Origin of the sequence: Desulfonema magnum, assembly GCF_017377395.1 — a bacterium.
GTDB lineage: Bacteria > Desulfobacterota > Desulfobacteria > Desulfobacterales > 4be13 > Desulfonema_C > Desulfonema_C magnum.
The window spans coordinates 6,053,170-6,072,643 of sequence record NZ_CP061800.1; the positions used below are offsets into that span (position 1 = coordinate 6,053,170).

4 protein-coding genes are annotated in these 19,474 nt (G+C 48.6%); all 4 read left to right on the plus strand.

Annotation, left to right across the window (positions count from 1 at the left end; translation table 11 throughout):
- Positions 1-442: 442 nt before the first annotated feature.
- From dnm_RS23180 to dnm_RS23195, 4 genes are read left to right on the plus strand one after another with little or no spacing between them, the layout of a single operon-like run.
- A complete protein-coding gene (locus dnm_RS23180) occupies positions 443-8,587 on the plus strand; it encodes a type I polyketide synthase (RefSeq protein ID WP_207679265.1) in 8,145 nt (2,714 codons plus the stop codon).
- Positions 8,574-12,092, plus strand: coding sequence for a non-ribosomal peptide synthetase (locus dnm_RS23185; protein WP_207679266.1), 3,519 nt, complete (start codon positions 8,574-8,576; stop codon positions 12,090-12,092). The genes dnm_RS23180 and dnm_RS23185 overlap by 14 nt, the downstream gene beginning before the upstream one ends.
- Positions 12,093-12,097: 5 nt before the next feature.
- The gene (locus dnm_RS23190) at positions 12,098-15,220 is read left to right on the plus strand and encodes a type I polyketide synthase (RefSeq protein WP_207679267.1); all 3,123 of its coding nucleotides are present in this window, start codon (positions 12,098-12,100) and stop codon (positions 15,218-15,220) included.
- Between the two features lie 27 nt (positions 15,221-15,247).
- Positions 15,248-19,468 (plus strand): non-ribosomal peptide synthetase, encoded by a 4,221-nt coding sequence (locus tag dnm_RS23195; protein WP_207679268.1) that lies wholly within the window; start codon positions 15,248-15,250, stop codon positions 19,466-19,468.
- Positions 19,469-19,474 lie beyond the last annotated feature (6 nt).

Sequence of the window (19,474 nt, forward strand, 5' to 3'; positions counted from 1 at the left end):
CTTGCAGTATAATATTTATTTTATTATTTTCAATAAATTCAAAGAATTTAAATAAAATTATTGATTACACGCTTTGTAAATGCTATAAAAAATTAAGTCTGTCCTTGTTTCCTGACCACAAAATGAGAATGAGATAAAAAATAGTCACTTAAACCTGTATATCTTATCTGCTGGTGCTTTTATTTTTAAGTGAGTTGTTTAAGAAAGGTGTTACACATGGTTAGTGCATCCATAGAAACAATCCCATCCGAAGTTTCCAATCTGAAAAATATCCTGCGTTACAGGCGGATTCACCAGTCTGAAAAAATCAGCTATATTTTTAAAAAAGTGAGAATGAGATAAAAAAAATAGCCAGTCAGACCTGTATATCTTATCTGCTATTACAAGTTGTTGTAATAGGGATTTTTATTTTCCAGCTATTTGTACAAGAGAGGAGTTACATATGGTTGATTCATCTACAAAGGTAATCCCATCCGAATTTTCCAACTTGACAGATATTCTGCGTTACAGGGCCGTTCATCAGCCCGAAAAAATCAGCTATATTTTTTTAAAAAACGGAGAAACTGAAGAAGCCCGCCTGACTTATGAGGAGCTGGAACGAAAGGTACGTTCGATTGCGGCCCTGTTGCAATCCTCCGGTGTCGCAGCAGGCGAGCGTGCGCTTCTGCTTTACCCCCCGGGACTGGATTATGTGGCCGCGTTTTTCGGGTGTCTGTATGCAGGGGTCATTGCAGTGCCTGTATATCCGCCTCATCCGGCAAAACCGGAGCGAACCATGCCCCGGCTGAGAGGTATAGTGAAAAGCGCCCGGCCATATGTGTCACTTACCACAACGCCGATTCTGGGCATGATTGAATCTTCATTCTCACAGGACCCGGATTTTGGAAAAATGCGCTGGCTCGCCACCGATAATATTACTCATGATTTGGCCTCAGACTGGCAGGAGCCGAAACTGAGCAGTGACACCCTTGCCTTTCTTCAATATACATCAGGTTCCACCGGAAACCCCAAGGGGGTAATGGTGAGTCATGGAAATCTGATGCACAATGAACGAATGCTGCAAGAGGCTTTCAAGCTTACAGAAGATTCGACCATCGTGGTCTGGTTGCCGCTGTATCATGATATGGGACTCATCGGAAATGTGCTGTATGCGTTATATATTGGCACACCGTGTGTTCTCATGTCACCGGCCGCGTTTCTGCAAAAACCTTTCAGATGGCTTCAGGCAATTTCCCGCTATAACGCTGCGTTCAGCGGGGGGCCTAATTTTGCCTATGATTTATGCACTCGTAAAATCACCCCTGAACAGCGAAAAAATCTTGACCTGAGCTGTTGGGAATCTGCTTTTAACGGTGCCGAACCTGTCCGTGCTGATACGCTGGAGCGATTTTCAGCAGCATTCGAATCCTGCGGTTTCCAGCGGGAAACAGCTTATCCGTGTTACGGGCTGGCAGAGACAACCCTGATTGTGTCCGGAGGGCGGAAGCAAGACCCGCCTATATTCGGAACATTTGACAAAGAAGCACTGAAGCAAAGACAGGTAGCGATTTCGAGTGAAGGAGATTATACGCTGGTAGGATGCGGAAACACCTTATATGACCAACACATTGTGATAGTAAATCCTGATACGCTGGAGCCGTGTCAGCCCAATGAAATCGGCGAGATCTGGGTTTCGGGAAAAAACGTGGCCCGGGGATACTGGGAAAAGCCTAAAGAAACGAAACAAACCTTCAGGGCTTATTTTTCAGATACTGGCAAAGGACCGTTTTTGCGAACCGGAGATCTGGGATTTTTTTCACACGGAGCGCTTTTCATCGCAGGTCGCCTCAAAGATGTCATCATCGTCCGGGGACGCAACTATTATCCCCAGGATATCGAACTGACAGCGGAGCGGAGTTACCCCAGACTGCGTCCGGGATGCAGTGCGGCCTTTCAGGTGGAAGCCGATGGTAAGGAACATCTGGTTATCGTGGCCGAAGTCGAGCGTCGTTTCAAGGAACGTCGTCGGAGATCAGGAAAAAAAGAATATAACGGAGAAGAACGTCGGGGGTCAAGTCGTCGCAAGCTCACTGTACTTCCTGAGCATATTCCGGATGACCGCACTTCTCTGGATGCTGAATCAGCATTCGGAGCGATTCGAAGAGCCGTTGCCAAAGAACACGAACTCGAAGTCTATGGCATAGCACTCCTCAAAGTCGGAAGCGTTCCCAAAACCTCCAGCGGCAAAATCCGGCGCCATGCCTGTAAAACAAAGTTTCTGGATCAGACCCTGAATATGGTGGCAAAAGACATCCTAAAAGACACTGAGCCTTCTGATATCAAAGCGTTTCCGGACAGAGAACGCTTGCTGAACATGCCTCCGGAGGAACAACAGGCAATAACGGAATCTTATCTTCAGGACATGGTTTCGGTGATATTCAAAGATGTGCTGGGAGGAAAAACAGCAGGAATTCACGACAATCTTTTTGATATCGGAGGACATTCCCTTCTTATCATCCGACTCCAAAATAAGCTACAGGAAGTATTCAACAATGATATCCCCATAGCCAATTTTTTCAGATATCCGACCATAGCCGACATGGCACAATATCTGACCCGGAAATCTGACCCGGAAACATCATCTGATATCCGACACATCTGTGATCGTGTCAGAATGTGGAGAACAGCTGAAAAAGAACGCTTTCCTATTGCCATCATCGGCATGGCAGGCCGTTTTCCCGGAGCTGAGACCCTTGACGAATTTTGGGAAAATCTGCGTGACGGTAAGGAATCTGTCTCGTTTTTTACGGATGAGGAATTAACAGCTTCCGGTGCGGATCCGATGCTGCTGCACACTCCCGGATATGTCAGGGCCGGAGCGGTGATGAAAGATATTGAAATGTTTGATGCATCATTTTTCGGATTTTCGCCCAAAGAAGCCAGACTGACAGACCCGCAGCACCGTCTCTTTCTGGAGTGTGCCTGGGAAACCCTTGAAAACGCCGGATATGATACAGAAACCTATGATGGCCGGATCGGTGTTTACGCAGGGGCTGCGATGAATACTTATTTGTTTAAGAACCTGATGCAAAATTCCGATCTCATCAAATCTGCTGATGATTTTCAGTTGGTCATCGGCAATGATAAGGATTATCTGTCCACACGGGTTTCCTACAAGCTGAATCTGAAAGGACCGAGTGTTAATGTGGCCACAGCTTGTTCCACATCACTGGTTGCAGTATCTCTCGCATGTCAGAGCCTGTGGAATCATCAGTGCGATATGGCACTGGCCGGCGGTGTTTCAGTAAGAGTTGAGCAGGAAAAAGGATATATATATCATGAGGGTGGAATTCCTTCTCCTGATGGTCACTGCCGGGCTTTTGACGCTGATGCAAAGGGAACGGTGTTAAATGCCAGCGGCATGGGAAGTGTTCTGTTAAAAAGGCTGGAAGATGCTTTGGCTGACGGAGACTGCATTCACGCTGTGATCAGAGGAACCGCGGTCAATAACGATGGTTCGCTGAAGGTGGGTTACACGGCCCCGGGCGCGGAGGGGCAGGCAGAGGTGATTACCGAGGCCCAGGCCATGGCCGGAACCGACCCTGAAACCATCACTTACATCGAGACCCACGGAACCGGAACGGTCCTCGGAGATCCCGTTGAGATCATGGCACTGACTCAGGCGTTCCGCAGCATGAGTGAATCAAAGCAAACGCCGTTCAAAAAAGGTTTTTGTGCGATTGGCTCGGTAAAGACAAATATCGGACATCTGGATGCGGCTTCGGGCGCGGCAGGACTTATTAAAACCGTGCTTGCCATGAAACACCGGATGATTCCGCCAAGCCTGAACTTTGAGCGTCCCAATCCTGAAATTGATTTCACAAACTCTCCGTTCCATGTCAGCACAAAACTGTCCGAATGGAAAACCGCAGAAGGAATCCCCCGGCGGGCCGGAGTCAGCTCCTTCGGGATCGGGGGAACCAATGCCCATGTTGTTGTTGAAGAAGCTCCTCTGACCGGGATTTCCGGAACATTTCGTCCCTGGTCGCTTCTGGTATTATCCGCGAAAACCCCCTCTGCCCTGGATACAGCAACTGAAAATCTGGTCAGACACCTGAAAGCGCATCCTGATCTTCACCTCGCAGACGTGGCATACACCCTGCAGGTGGGACGGAAAGCCTTCAGCCACAGACGGATGCTGGTGTGTCAGGATACAAATGATGCGCTGGCACCATTGGACACAAAAGATCCGAAGCGTGTTTTTACAAATTTCCGGGAACCCGCGGACCGGCCGGTTGCATTCATGTTTTCAGGGCAGGGCGCACAGTATGAGAATATGGGATTGGAACTGTATCGGACTGAGCAGACATTCCGGGACCAGGTTGATCTGTGTTCGGAGCTTCTGAGACCTTATCTCGGATCGGATATTCGTCAGATATTATATCCCTCAGTTGTCAGCGGTCAGTTGCAAGACACAGCAGACAATGAACAACGGACAATTGATCAGACCGCCATTGCCCAGCCTGCGCTCTTTGTGGCGGAATATGCTCTGGCCAGATTATGGATGGAATGGGGAGTACATCCCCGGGCCATGATCGGACACAGTATCGGCGAATATGTGGCAGCCTGTCTCGCAGGCGTGTTTTCCCTGGAAGATGCCCTGTCACTGGTTGCCGCACGGGCACAGATGATGCAGGAACTTCCCCGGGGGGGCATGATCGCTGTTCCGCTTTCCGAACAGGACGTGCTGCCGCTTCTCCTCCCGTCTTTGTCCCTGGCAGCCGTCAACGGACCGTGCCAGTGCGTGATATCCGGTCCCGCAGAAAAAATGGAGATATTGCAGCATCGTCTCGGGGAACAAGGCACAGAATACCGTCGCCTTCACACATCCCATGCGTTCCACTCGGACATGACAGAGGCTATTATGAAACCTTTTGCCGAACAAGTCAGAAAGGTCCGCCTGACCCCCCCGAAAACACCTTATATATCCAATGTCACCGGCACATGGATCACCCCGTCTGAGGCAACAGATCCGGACTACTGGGCCAGACACCTGCGTCAGACAGTGCGATTTTCCGAAGGCCTGCGGCTGCTGATGAAAAATCCCCAACAAATCCTGCTGGAAATCGGTCCCGGACGGACGCTTACCACATTCGCCATGCAGCATCCGGACAGATCCCCGGAACAGGTTATGCTGACTTCGGTTCGCCATCCGCAGGACAACCAGTCGGATTCAGCCTTTCTGCTCACCACACTTGGGAAACTCTGGCTTTCCGGTGCAAATATCAGATGGTCAGGAGTCCAATCTCGTGAAAAACGTCATCGTCTGCCTCTGCCAACATATCCTTTTGAGCGTCAGCGATACTGGATTGAGCCTGGAAACCGGGAATCCCGGGCTCATCAGGACCAGGTCTCAGCTTTCAAATCTCAGCTTTCAAAAAAGCCGGACATTGCGGACTGGTTTTATGTGCCTTCATGGAAACGGGTGCCGTTGGCCATTGGTCAGCCGTTGGCCGTGAGGCAAGAGCCAACAGATAACTGGCTTATATTTGTGGATGAATGTGGTCTGGGCGAACAACTGGCAAAACAGCTGAAAGCTGACGGGCAGAAAGTCATAATTGTAAAAAACGGTCCCTCGTTTGCAAAACAGGAAATTCCGGAGTGCCAAAGTTGCACGTTGGCATACACCCTTAATCCCGAACAACAGGAAGGCTACGACGCTCTCTTTAACGAACTTCGCACTTATGACAGCATTCCCCGGCATATCGCACATCTGTGGAATGTCTCGGATAAATTTATCAATTACCAGGAATCTGAAATCAAAAATTTCAAATCTCAAATGCAATGGGTGGATAACGCACAATATCTCGGATTCTACAGCCTGCTCTTTCTGGCTCAGGCCATTGGCAGACAAAATATTACGGACACGCTTCAAATCGCGGTGATCTCAAACAACATGCAGGAAGTGAACCCGGGCGATTTGCGATGCCCGGAAAAGGCCACATCCATGGGGCTTGTGAGGGTTATTCCCCAGGAATACCCCAATATTAGCTGTCGGAATATTGATGTGGTGATCTCTGACGCTGAAGCAGAGAAACACAGGCTTGCGGGTCACTTGCTTGCGGAGCTTGCGACAACATCCCCTGACCCGGTTGTCGCATACCGGGGAGATTATCGCTGGGTGCAGACCTTTGAGCCGGTTCGTTTGGAACCGAGGGCGCAGGGAACAGCCCCGCTGAGGGAAAAGGGCGTTTATATGATTACCGGCGGGCTTGGCGGCGTGGGAAGCGAACTTGCGGAATACCTGGCAAGAACCGTACATGCAAAGCTGGTGCTGGTAGGACGCACAGAACTCCCGCCCAGGGAGGAATGGGATGAGTGGTTATCAGCCACATACGACGAACCGCAAAACGGTCCGGAGACAGATATCGAAAAGGAAGCTGATTTTATCCTTCAGCGGGAAGACGCGTTAAGACACGCACTGGGAATACGGGAAATCAGCAGCTATGACGGATTGGAAAAAACCCTTGATGAACTGTGTGCGAGTTATATTTATGATTATTTCAGTTCCTCTCATACAGACATGAAAAAAGGCCAAGCTTATCTGGCAGAAGAACTCAGAGACAAACTGAAGGTCTTACCGAAATTCAATAAGTTTTATGACTTTTTTATCAGGGTGCTGGCCCGGGATGCAATTATTCGGGTAAAAGATCAAAATATCATCTTCCTGAAAACCCGGGAGGAAATAAGGGATCCCGAGGTATTGAAAAAGGAAGCTGAAGCAAGATATCCTGAATTTAAGGGAATGTTCAGTTTGCTTGATCATTGTGTCCGCCATTATCCCCAGGCACTCAGCGGAGAAACAGAGGCGATCAGTGTATTATTTCCCGGGGGGAATTCCGAACTGGTGGAAGATTTTGTCAAAGCTGAGGCTGAAAACGGCACAAGCAGACTTTGTAAGACCTTGTTACAGGAGATCATCTCCAAAATACTGACAAGGACACCGGGCAGAAGCATCAGGTTATTGGAAATTGGTGCGGGAACCGGTGAACTGACAAAGGTGATCGCACCGGCATTAATAAATCAGAATGTTGAATACTATTTTACAGATATTGGAAAATCGTTTGTCATAAAGGCTCAGAAGGATGCGGAGGCCAATGGTTTCAATTTTATGAAATTCGGCGTATTGGATATTTCGCAGGATCCGGTCCGGCAAGGATATGATGCACACAGCTTTGACATGATATTCGGGCTGAATGTTGTCCATGCCACAAAACATATCAGAGAAACCACAACGCATTTAAGAAACCTCCTGATTCCCGGGGGCATACTGGCGCTGATAGAAACAGTAAAACCCCGGCCGGTGATTGATATGGTCTGGGGTCTGGCTGAGGGATGGTGGTATTTTGAGGATGAAGATATCAGAAAAAAGTCGCCTTTATTGACGCCTGAAAAATGGGAAGAATTATTACAGAAAGAGGGCTTCAGGCATGTGAAAGCTTATCCGCAAGATAAGGAAAAGCGACGGAGCGCAGATTTTGGGCTGATTCTTGCACAGGAGAGAACTGATATTGCAGGATATTCCGGACCAGGCCGGGTTTCGAAAGATCAGAGCATCCAAAACAAAATAAAGCGCTTGATAAAATCAGAGGCAGCAGGAGGAGAGGTCCTGACGATTCAGGCAGATGTTTCTGACATAGAACAAATGCAGTCTGCAATTACAAAAGCTTATGAACACTTTGGCCGGATTGACGGCGTGATCCACGGAGCAGGAATCGAGGGAGGCGGTGCGATTCAATTGAAAACCTGTGAAGCAGCAACAAATGAATTTGATTCCAAGATAAAAGGAACGCTGGTTCTTCATTCATTATTCCAAGATGTGCCGTCAGACTTCTTTCTCCTATGCTCATCACTTACTTCTGTCGCGGGAGGATTCGGACAGGTGGGATATTGCGGAGCAAATGCGTTTCTTGACAATTTTGCTCACCTTGATCTTTCTCATAAAACTGTATCTGTTAATTGGGACAGATGGCAAAATTTAGGAATGGCAACAGATGTCGAGCTTCGACATCACTTAATTTCAGGAGAGGAGCTTCCTGAAGGCATGAACGCTGAAGAAGGAATGGAAGCTTTTTCTCGCATTCTCTTCAGGGGCGATTTACCTCAGATATTGGTATCACCTCGTGATCTTATGACCTCACTGACAATGCAAGACAATGCCTTTGTATCAGGTTCAGCAGAGAAAGCAGTCAGATCAGGCCAATTCAGGCAATCCCATCCCCGCCCGCCGTTAAACACTCCCTATGCACCGCCGGTCAATGACATTCACGAGGACCTTGTTCGGATATGGCAGGAGGTTCTTGGTATCAGCCGCATCGGAATCCATGATGATTTTTTTGAACTCGGAGGAGATTCACTGATAGGCACTCAGATTATCTCCCGCTTACGAGAGGCGTTTGATCTGGAACTCAGCCCGGGCACTTTATTTGAAAATCCCACCATAGCGTCTCTGGCCACGCTGATCAAAATGACTCGCGTGCTGGAAGAACCTTTTGTAGGATCTGACGCATATGACAAGGAAAGGGGCATCATCTATGACATCGCTTGAAGATTTTCTGACACACCTGGCCAGCTTAAACATAAGGCTTATGCCAGATGGAAATCAGCTGCGCTACAGCGCGCCCCGGGATGCTGTGACACCCGAGCTTCGGGAACAACTGAGCGCGCGTAAATCTGAAATTCTCGAATTTTTGCGTAAGACCGGTCTGCGCCCGGGGTCTCATGAGGCCCCTGTCAGGCGATGCTCACGAGAGGGAGATATCCCCCTTTCCTTTGCCCAGCAGCGGCTCTGGTTCCTTGACCAATTTGAACCTGGAAATGCTTATTACAACCTGCTGTGGGCATTGCATCTCAGGGGGCATCTCCGGGTTCCGGTTTTGGAACAAAGTCTTAATGAAATCGTCCGCAGACATGAAGTCTTACGAACCACGTTCAGTCTGAGGGAAGACGGGACTCCCATCCAAATCATTCATCCGTATTCAGCAGCAAAGGTGCGGGTGAACGATTTGCAGACGTTGCCGGAACTCACTCAAATGCGGGAAGTTCGTAAAGCAGCGGCTCAGGAGATTCAGCTGCCCTTTGATCTGGAAAAAGGACCTCTGTTACGACCCCCCCTGTTTCGTCTGAGCAATGAAACTCATGTATTGCTGCTTGTGATGCACCATATTGTCACTGATGGCTGGTCCATGGGAATATTCATCCGGGAACTCACGGCAATTTACCAGAGTTTTTCCCAGGGAACCCCCGCCTCCCTTCCGGAACTGTCTGTTCAATATGCGGATTTCGCAGTCTGGCAGCGGGAATGGCTCAGGGGAAAACACCTGGAAAAACATCTTCTGTATTGGAAAGAACAGTTGGCCGGAGCGCCCCCTGTGTTGGAACTCCCTTCAGACCGCCCCCGCCCCGCGAAGCTTACCTACAGGGGATCAGCCGAACATTTTCATATCAGCCCTGATGTGACAGAAAAACTCAGTGCGTTGAGCCGCCAAAAAGGCGTGTCCCTGTTTATGACCCTGTTTGCCGCGTTCAACACATTGCTTTTCCGTTATACCGGCCAAAAAGACATGGTGATCGGTTCCACCACTGCCGGCCGAAATCACAAAGCAATTGAAAATCTGATCGGTTTTTTTGTAAATAACCTGGTATTACGGTCAGACATGTCTGGCGATCCTTGTTTCTCGGAACTGCTGACCAGCGTGCGACAGGTGACTTTGGACGCGTACGCGCATCAGGATATGCCTTTTGAGCAGTTGGTGGACGCTTTGGGAGCGGAGAGAAATCTGAGCCATACCCCGCTGTTTCAGGTGATGTTTGTCTGGCGAAACTTCCCTTTTGAAAACTTGCAGCTTCCTGATCTGCATGTAAATCTGCTGGAGACAGAGACGTTTACAGCCTTATATGATCTGAATCTGCTGATGATGAAAACAGACACAGGCATGGCCGCGACCCTGGAATACAGCACCGATCTGTTTGACAGAAGTACCATCTCCCGGATGATCGGACATTTTCAAACCCTGTTGGAGGGTGTGGCCGAGGAACCGGATCATAAGATTTCCGAACTGCCTGTTCTCACCCGGGCCGAGCGTGTTCAGTTACTGGAAGAATTTAACGACACGCAGGCTGCTTATCCCGGCAACAAAACCATCAGCGACTTATTCGAAGAACAGGCAGAAGAGACACCGGACAATATAGCGGTGGTTTTCAAAGAGACCAGGCTGAAGTACTGGGAGTTAAATAAGCAGTCCAATGGCCTGGCCTGGTATTTAAAGGAAACCCATGATGTCAGACCAGGCGAATTCATCGCTGTCATTCTGGACCGGACTGAGCAGATGATTTCCGTGCTTCTCGGCATTCTCAAAGCAGGAGCCGCGTATGTGCCAATTGATCCGTGTTATCCTCATGAACGTATTCGTTATATTCTTGAGGATAGCGGATGCCGAATCATTCTCACAGAAACAGAATATGAAAGCCTTGTGTCGGAGCAGTTATGCGACACAACCCGGGAGAGCAAAAAGGTCATAAACATTCGTACCATTGACGCCGGAAAAACAGAGGATCTGCCGTCCATATCAGCCCCTGACAATCCCGCGTATGTGATTTACACCTCGGGATCAACAGGGCAGCCCAAAGGATGTGTGATTACCCATCGCAATGTGGTCCGCCTGATGAAAAATGACAGATTTCATTTTGAATTTGGTCCGGATGATGTGTGGGTGGTGGCCCATTCTTTCTGTTTTGACTTTTCCGTATGGGAGATGTACGGCGCGTTATTGTACGGCGGAAAGGTGATTGTGGCAACCCATGAGGATGTGCAGGATCCGCAGCTGTTTCTGCAGCTGATTCGGAAGCACCGCGTATCCTTGCTGAACCAGACCCCGGCCGCTTTTTACAACCTGATTGAAGCAGAAGCGGACGAAGCACAGCATGATCTGGATGATCATCTCAGATATGTGATTTTCGGAGGAGACAAACTGAATCCTATTTATTTGCAGTCCTGGGCAGAACGCTATCCTTTGGAAACTATCAGGCTTGTCAATATGTACGGTATCACCGAAACAACAGTTCACGTGACTTATGGCCTGCTTTCCCGTGAACATATATTTGAACCCGGGGGGGCAAGTCCCATAGGAATTCCCCTGCCTGAGACTCGGGTTTATGTCTGTGACGAGCAGATGAATCTTCAACCCGTGGGTGTTCCCGGAGAATTATATGTCGGCGGAACAGGTGTCAGCCAGGGATATCTCAACCGTGATGCCCTGACAGCCCGGCGATTTGTAAAAGATCCTTTTAAGCCCGGTGACACGCTTTATCGGACCGGAGATGTGGGCCGCTGGATAAATGACGGAACCCTTGAATTTTTCGGCCGGAATGATGATCAGGTACAAATCCGAGGCTATCGTGTGGAACTCGGAGAAATCGAAACCTGTCTCTGTGCCCATGAAGCCGTGGAAAAAGCCGTGATCATCGCGCGGGATGGCAAATCCGGTGTAAAAGAGCTGGCCGCATATTTCACGCGTGCGGGGCACGCGGAACATGGGCCGAATATCAGTGAGATCAGAGAACATCTCAGAAAGACGCTCCCGGATTATATGATTCCTTCTTACTTTATCCCATTGGAAGCATTTCCCCTGACCTCAAACAAAAAAGTGGATCGCGGCTCGCTGCCTGATCCGGAGGGGTTCAGGACCGGCTCTGACTCGGATTATGTTACTCCCGGGACCCGGGCAGAGCATCATATTACTGAGGTCTGGAAAGATGTGATCGGAGTGCGACATATTGGCATCCATGACAATTTTTTCGATATCGGGGGGCATTCAATGCTTATGGTTCGCATTCGGAACCGGCTTCAGAAGCTGTTTGATCAGGAAATTTCCATTGTGGAGATGTTCAAATATCCGACAATTCACACACTGGCCGCGTATCTGACCCGGAAGTCGGACGAATCATCTTCCGAACAGGGACAAGAACGGGCCAGGACACGGAGAACCCGAAGCACCTCCGTAAACCGCCAAAGACAATCCCGGTTGAAACATCGGGAAAAGGCTGAGGGGTAACATACATGGAATCTGTAAACAAACTGAATACTGCTGCGGATGAGGCGTCTGTGGCCATTATCGGCATGTCGTGCCGGTTTCCGGAGGCTTCGGACATTGAGACGTTCTGGCAGAACCTGAAACAGGCCAGGGAATGCATCTCCTTTTTCTCGGATGAGGAGCTGACAGCTTCAGGAACGCCCCCGTATTTTCTGAAAATGCGTGAATACGTGCGGGCAAAGGCAATCATTCCGGAAAGTGACATGTTTGACGCGTCTTTCTTCGGATTCAATCCCGGGGACGCTGAGATGACAGATATCCAGCACCGGATATTCCTCGAATGCGCGTGGGAGGTTCTTGAAAGCGCGGGATATGATCCCGCGGCTTACAAAGGGCTTATCGGTCTGTACGCGGGTGCCGGAATAAACACCTATTTTCTCAACAATATTTATCCGAACCTGGGACTTGTGGGCGGATCAGCCGACGCGTACCAGGTGATGCTCTCCAATGACAGGGCTTTTCTGCCCACCATGATTTCCTATAAGCTCAATCTGAGGGGACCCAGCCTGAATGTCCAGACCGCGTGTTCCACTTCTCTGGTGGCTGTTCATCTGGCATGTCAGAGCCTGCTGAACGGAGAATGCGACATGGCAATGGCCGGCGGAGTCTCGGCCGGTTCTCCGCCAAAAGAGGGGTATGTGTATGAAGAGGGGATGATTCTCTCCCCTGATGGTCATTGCCGTGCCTTTGACGCCAAAGCCGGGGGAACTGTCCCGGGAAACGGATGCGGTATTGTGCTTCTGAAACGACTGCCCGAGGCCCTGACACACGGAGATTATATTTACGCGGTCATCAGAGGATCTGCGGTCAACAATGACGGGTCATTAAAAGTGGGATATACCGCGCCCGGGGTAACAGGCCAAAGAGATGTGATCGCCGAAGCCCAGGCCATTGCCGATATCCCGCCTGATACAATTACTTATGTGGAAACCCACGGCACCGGCACTGTTTTAGGAGACCCCATTGAAATCCAGGCACTGACTGAGGCATTTCATACAGGTACGGAAAAAAAGAAATTTTGTGCAATCGGTTCGGTAAAGACCAATATCGGACATCTGGACGCGGCCGCGGGCGTGGCAAGTCTTATCAAAACCGCCCTTGTCATCAAACATGGAATGATCCCGCCAAGCCTTCATTTTGAAGCGCCGAATCCGAAAATCGCTTTTGAGAACAGTCCGTTTTACGTGAATACTGAATTGTCAGAATGGAATACAGGGGACATGCCGCGACGGGCCGGTGTCAGTTCCTTTGGCATCGGGGGAACCAATGCCCATATGATTCTTGAGGAATGGCCCGCGGCCGTCAGAGCCCCTCGGACAGAGACTGACAAATCCTGGCACCTGGTCCTGTTGTCTGCAAAGACTGAATCCGCCCTGAACAAAATGACAGTAAATCTGGCTGACCATTTAAAATCTCATCCTGAGATTCAGCTTGCTGACGTGGCATATACGCTTCAGGCAGGACGAAAAGGATTTGATTACCGTGGGATGGCACTTTGCCAGAATATAACAGATGCTGAGACCGTCTTCCGCAACATGAATCCGCGGCGGGTGCTGACGAGCTTCCGGGAGTCTCAGGACCGTTCCGTGGCGTTTATGTTTTCAGGACAGGGTTCCCAGTATGTAAACATGGGACGGGGACTTTATCAGATCGAACCCGCTTTCCGAGAACAGGTTGATTTGTGTTCGGAACTTCTCAGACCTCATTTGGGATATGACCTGCGCCTTGTGTTATATCCCCCGGGAACCAGCCCTGACAGTCAGCCGTCCGATGATATCAGCCGCACTGCGGTTGCACAGCCAGCCCTTTTTGTAATCGAATACGCTCTGGCCAGGCTGCTGATGGAATGGGGGATTCATCCAAAGGCCATGATCGGACACAGTATTGGTGAATATGTGGCAGCCTGTATCGCGGGCGTGTTTTCCCTGGAAGATGCGTTGTCCCTGGTTGCGGCCCGGGGACAGATGGTTCAGGAACTTCCTGGCGGAGCAATGACGGCCCTTCCGCTTCCTGAAAAAGATATCATTCCTCTGCTTGGTTCAACACTCTCTCTTGCGGCTGTGAATGCGCCCTGCTTTTGCGTAGTTTCGGGCAGCGTCACAGATATTGAGCAACTGGAGAACCAGCTTGCCCCTCAGGGGATTGAATACCGCCGACTGCATACCTCTCACGCATTTCATTCGGAGATGATGGACCCGGTGATGGGGAAGTTTACCGAGCTTGTGGGAAATCTGCGTCTGAACCGGCCGCAGATTCCGTATATCTCCAATCTTACCGGCACATGGATTACGGAAGAGCAAGCCACTGATCCCGCATATTGGGCAAAGCATCTGCGTGAGACAGTTCGTTTTTCCGACGGCGTGAAGGAACTGCTCAGAGATCCCGGACGAATTCTGCTGGAAGTGGGACCCGGAAGAACACTGAGTACGCTGGCCATGCGTCAGACAGACAGAACAACAGAACAAATTATACTGAACTCCCTGCGTCATCCCCGGGATCAGCAGTCAGATGAAGCATTCATTCTTACCACACTCGGCAGGCTCTGGCTTGCAGGTGTTTCTGCGGACTGGAACAAATTCCATGCCCGTGAGCAGCGTTACCGTGTTCCCCTGCCGACATATCCGTTTGAGCGTAAACGCTACTGGGCTGAAACCGGGGACCGGAAACCAAAAACGGGAACAGGCCCTGAAACTCAGAGCCGTATCCCAAGTTCGGAGTCTCAACAAAATGATATCTCAGAAAAAAAATCGCCCTCGCAACACTCAGGACCGAATTTGGCAAATGCTTATGTGGCCCCGCGTAATGAAACAGAACAAATCCTGACTGAAATCTTCCGGGAATTACTTGGTGTCGGTAAGGTCGGAATTTACGACAGCTTCTTTGAACTCGGAGGACATTCCCTGCTGGCTACCCGGGTGGCCTCCCGGTTGCGGGAAAAATTCAGAATGGAACTCTCTTTAAGCGACCTGTTTGAAGAACCCACGGTGGCCGGTCTGGCAGGGCATATCAAAAACATTCATATGACATTGCAAAAGCTTCAGGCTCCGCCCGATCCGAAGACAGGAAACCGAACAGAGGGAGAGCTATGAAGACCATTAAAGAACAAAGGACGAACAATGAAAACAATTAAAGCGTTCCTGACTTACCTCGGCGCTCTGGACATAAGACTTTGGGCAGAAGGAGAGCGATTGCGCTATAATGCTCCTGAAAATGTTCTGACACCTGAATTATTTGATCAGTTGCGGACGCGTAAAGCAGAGATTCTTGAGTTCTTTCGCACGAAAAATATCGGGTCTTCTTCTGTTTCTATCGAAAAGATTCCCCAGGCAGAGGATTATCCTGTTTCTCATGCTCAACAACGATTGTGGCTGCTGAGTCAGATGAGGAAGGGCAATGAAGCATATAACATGCCTTCCGCACTTGCATTAAAAGGGAAAGTGAACAGGAAAGCATTTCAGCGGGCCTTTACAGCGCTGATACAGCGTCATGAGTCTTTACGAACCTCGTTTGTCATGGCAGACGGAGAACTCCGTCAGAAAATCCACGACAATCTGAATTTTAAAGTTGATTTTACAGATATAATAGCGGAAACACAACCGGAAAAGATCATAAGGGAGAAATTCTGTAAAGAAGCAACAGCGCCTTTTGATTTGGAAAACGGGCCGCTTATCAGAGTGTCTTTGTACAGAATATCAGACAGTTATCACATTATGTTTTTTAATATGCATCATATTATTTCAGATGGTTGGTCAACGGGAATACTGGCGAGGGAATTTTGCCAGTTATATGATGCGTTCTCTCAGAAAAAACCAAACCCGCTTCCACCGCTTCGTATTCAGTACAAGGATTATGCAGCATGGCAGAACCATTTTCTAAAAACCAGTGAAATCGAAATCCACCGGGACTACTGGCATAAAAAACTCAGCCGTGAGATACCCATACTTGATCTGCCCACAGATTTCCCCCGTCCCCCTTTGCAGACATTTGAAGGGAACACAGCTTCTTTCACGCTTTCTCCCAAGCAAACAGAACGTGTCCGGGAATTTAATCTGAAACAGGGGGTGAGCCTGTATATGACGCTTTTAGCCGTGGTGAAAGTATTGCTTTACCGTTACACAGGCCAGAAAGATATCATTGTGGGAAGTCCCATTGCCGGAAGAAATCATGCAGACCTTGAAGATCAAATCGGTTTTTATGTCAATACACTTGTATTACGAAATCAGATAGACGAAAACGCGAGTTTTGTATCCTTCTTAGAACAGGTCAGACAGACAGCAACAGAAGCTTATGATCATCAGGTATATCCTTTTGACAAACTGGTGGATGATCTGAACTTGCATCGCGATATGAGCCGTTCGCCGCTTTTTGACATATTGGTAATTATGCAGAACAATGAGGCCGCGGACCTCTCTCTTCCGGAACTCCGTATAGAAACCCTTGAACAGGATTTCCCGATCAGCAAGTTTGATCTGACTTTTGAGTTTTGGGAAAGAGAAGACATACTGGTAAAACTCAAGTACAACACTGATCTTTTCCGAGAAGACCGAATAAAGCGGATGGGGACACATTTTCAGACGCTGACGGACAGCATTTTAAAAAATGCGGATCAGCCTGTCTGTCGTCTGAACATGCTGACACAAGATGAACAAAATCTGGTCGTTTATCAATTCAATGATACGGTCAGAGACTATCCCATTGACAAAACCGTTACAGACCTGATTGAAAATCAAGTTGAAAAGACCCCGGATTCCACAGCAGTGATATTTGAAGATCAGCAACTCACATATCGTGAGCTGAATACCCGGGCAAATCAGCTCTCATATCATCTTAAAAACCTGGGGGCGGGACCGGAAGTTCTGATCGGCATTTGTGCGGAACGTTCATTGGAAATGATTGTCGGCATATACGGTATTCTCAAAACAGGTTCGGCCTATGTGCCTCTGGATCCGGATTATCCCTCTGAAAGACTCGGGTTTATGATCAGAGATGCCGGAATATCTCTCCTGCTGACTCAAAAGCATCTTGCACATCGTTTCAGCATGGGAGATATTCAGATCATTTGCCTGGATACGGACGGGCCTGCCATTGCTCAGTTATGTGAGGACAATCCCATCAGACATGTCAGCCCTGACAGTCCCGCGTATGTGGTTTATACATCGGGAACCACCGGGCAGCCCAAAGGGGTGATCAACACTTATCTCGGACTGACCAATCAATTGTGCTGGCGCCAGGAATTTTTTAATCTCACCCCTTCAGACAGTGTGTTACAAAAAACACCTTTCAGTTTTGATAATTCAATATGGGAGATGTTCTGGCCCCTTATCGCGGGAGCCAGGTCTGTTCTGGCAAAACCCGGTGGTCAAAAGGACAGTGCTTATCTGGTACGGCTTATCATCAGACATAAAATCACCACCATCCATTTTGTGCCTTCAATGCTTCGTGTTTTTTTAGAAACACCGGCCCTTGAACTCTGCCTCGGTTTAAAGCGTTGTTTTTCAGGTGGGGAGCCTCTGTCTGCTGATTTGCAGGAAAAATTTTTTACCCGACTGAAAATCCCCTTGTATAACCTGTACGGACAATCAGAAGCAGCCATGAACACGACCTGCTGGTTATGCCGACAGGATTCCCATCAAAGGGGCAGGATTCCCATCGGGCGTCCGATTTCCAATATTCGGATCTATATTCTGGGGCAGAATATGTTACCTCAGCCAATCGGTGTGCCGGGTGAAATATATATAGGCGGACGGGGGATTGCCAGCGGCTATCTCAATCGTCCCGGTCTGGATGCGGAGAAATTCGTGTCCGACCCCTTCAGCCCTGATTCGGAATCCCTTTTATACAGAACCGGTGACAATGGCTGCTGGCTGCCAGACGGAAACATTGAATTTACAGGCCGGAATGATGAACAGGTAAAAATACGAGGCTACCGGATTGAGTTGCAAGAAATCAGACTTTGTCTTCTGAATCATGAAGCCGTAAGGGAATCTGTTGTCGTGGTCAGAGATTTTGATGAAAATAAGGAACTGGTCGCTTATGTGGTGCCAACAGATCCTGACAAAGACTTCATTTCTGATCAGATTCGCGAACATTTGAAAAAAACACTGCCGGATTATATGGTTCCCTCTTATGTTATCCAATTGGCAGAACTTCCGGTTACTCCTAACGGCAAAGTGGATAAAAACGCCCTGCCCGGTCCTTTGGAAATGGAAACCGTGCGGGAAAAGGAATATATTGCCCCCCGATATGAGAGTGAAAGAAAACTCGCTGATATTTGGCAAGATATCCTTAAAGTCAGGAAAATAGGCATCCGGGATAATTTCTTTGAGCTGGGGGGGCATAGTCTGAAAGCCGCTCGGATGGTAAACCGAATTCATAAAGCTTTTGATGTTGAAATTAACTTAGGAGCGTTTTTTATCTCCCCGACAGTTGAAGAAATGGCAAGGCAAATTCATTTGAAAGTTTCCGATCACCAGAAAACACCCGAAACATTCACACCATTGGCATGTCTCCAGCCGAACGGAGAAAGACCCCCTTTATTTTTTATACATATTGCCCGGGGGGATGTTTTTTGTTATGCAGAGCTGTCTCGTCAGATTGGTTCTGACTACCCTTTTTATGGTTTACGAGCTTTCGGAATTGAGCCGGGAACATCATCGCTTACTCATGTTGAAGACATGGCCGCAAAATACATTGAATCCATACGCGCTGTTTATCCTCATGGGCCTTATGTCATTGGCGGGCATTCCGGAGGGGGACGTATCGCGTTTGAGATGGCCCAGCAGATCAGTGAAGCAGGGGAAAGTGTTCCGCTTCTCATATTTATTGATGCTTTTGCGCCTGACTATTTTGGCAGCACCCGGGCCGATATGTGGGAATATATCATGACAGTCTATAGGGATATGTTTGATCTTGATATTCTTTCTTATTACACTGAAATTCGGGGGATATCTGATAAGATTGAGGACATACGACAGGATTTTGAATCACTTTCTCACGAAGACATGTTAAATGTTTTGTGGCAGTGCAGAAAGAAAGCAGGACTTCTGCTTTCAGACGTTGACACAGCGCTTCAGTATCGGATTTTTAAGCTTCAGATAGATGGCAGACTCTCACGTTTCAAATACAAACCCCTGTCATACTCAGGCCAAATCGTTTTATTCCGGGCAACTGAAAATCTGACCATCAACCAAACAGATGATGAGACGCTGGGATGGAACCGCCATGTCAGTCATATCAGAATCCATGATATTCCCGGTGCTGACCATATTACGATAGTGAATCTTCCTTATGTTAAAATTTTGGCAGAAAAACTGAAGCCTTATCTTGAAGCAATCTGATCAGCA

Bases quoted from the DNA above. Each gene is read 5' to 3' on its own strand.
- dnm_RS23185 (WP_207679266.1), top strand. From the start codon at position 8,574: ATGACATCGCTTGAAGATTTTCTGACACACCTGGCCAGCTTAAACATA.
- dnm_RS23180 (WP_207679265.1), top strand. From the start codon at position 443: ATGGTTGATTCATCTACAAAGGTAATCCCATCCGAATTTTCCAACTTG.
- dnm_RS23190 (WP_207679267.1), top strand. From the start codon at position 12,098: ATGGAATCTGTAAACAAACTGAATACTGCTGCGGATGAGGCGTCTGTG.
- dnm_RS23195 (WP_207679268.1), top strand. From the start codon at position 15,248: ATGAAAACAATTAAAGCGTTCCTGACTTACCTCGGCGCTCTGGACATA.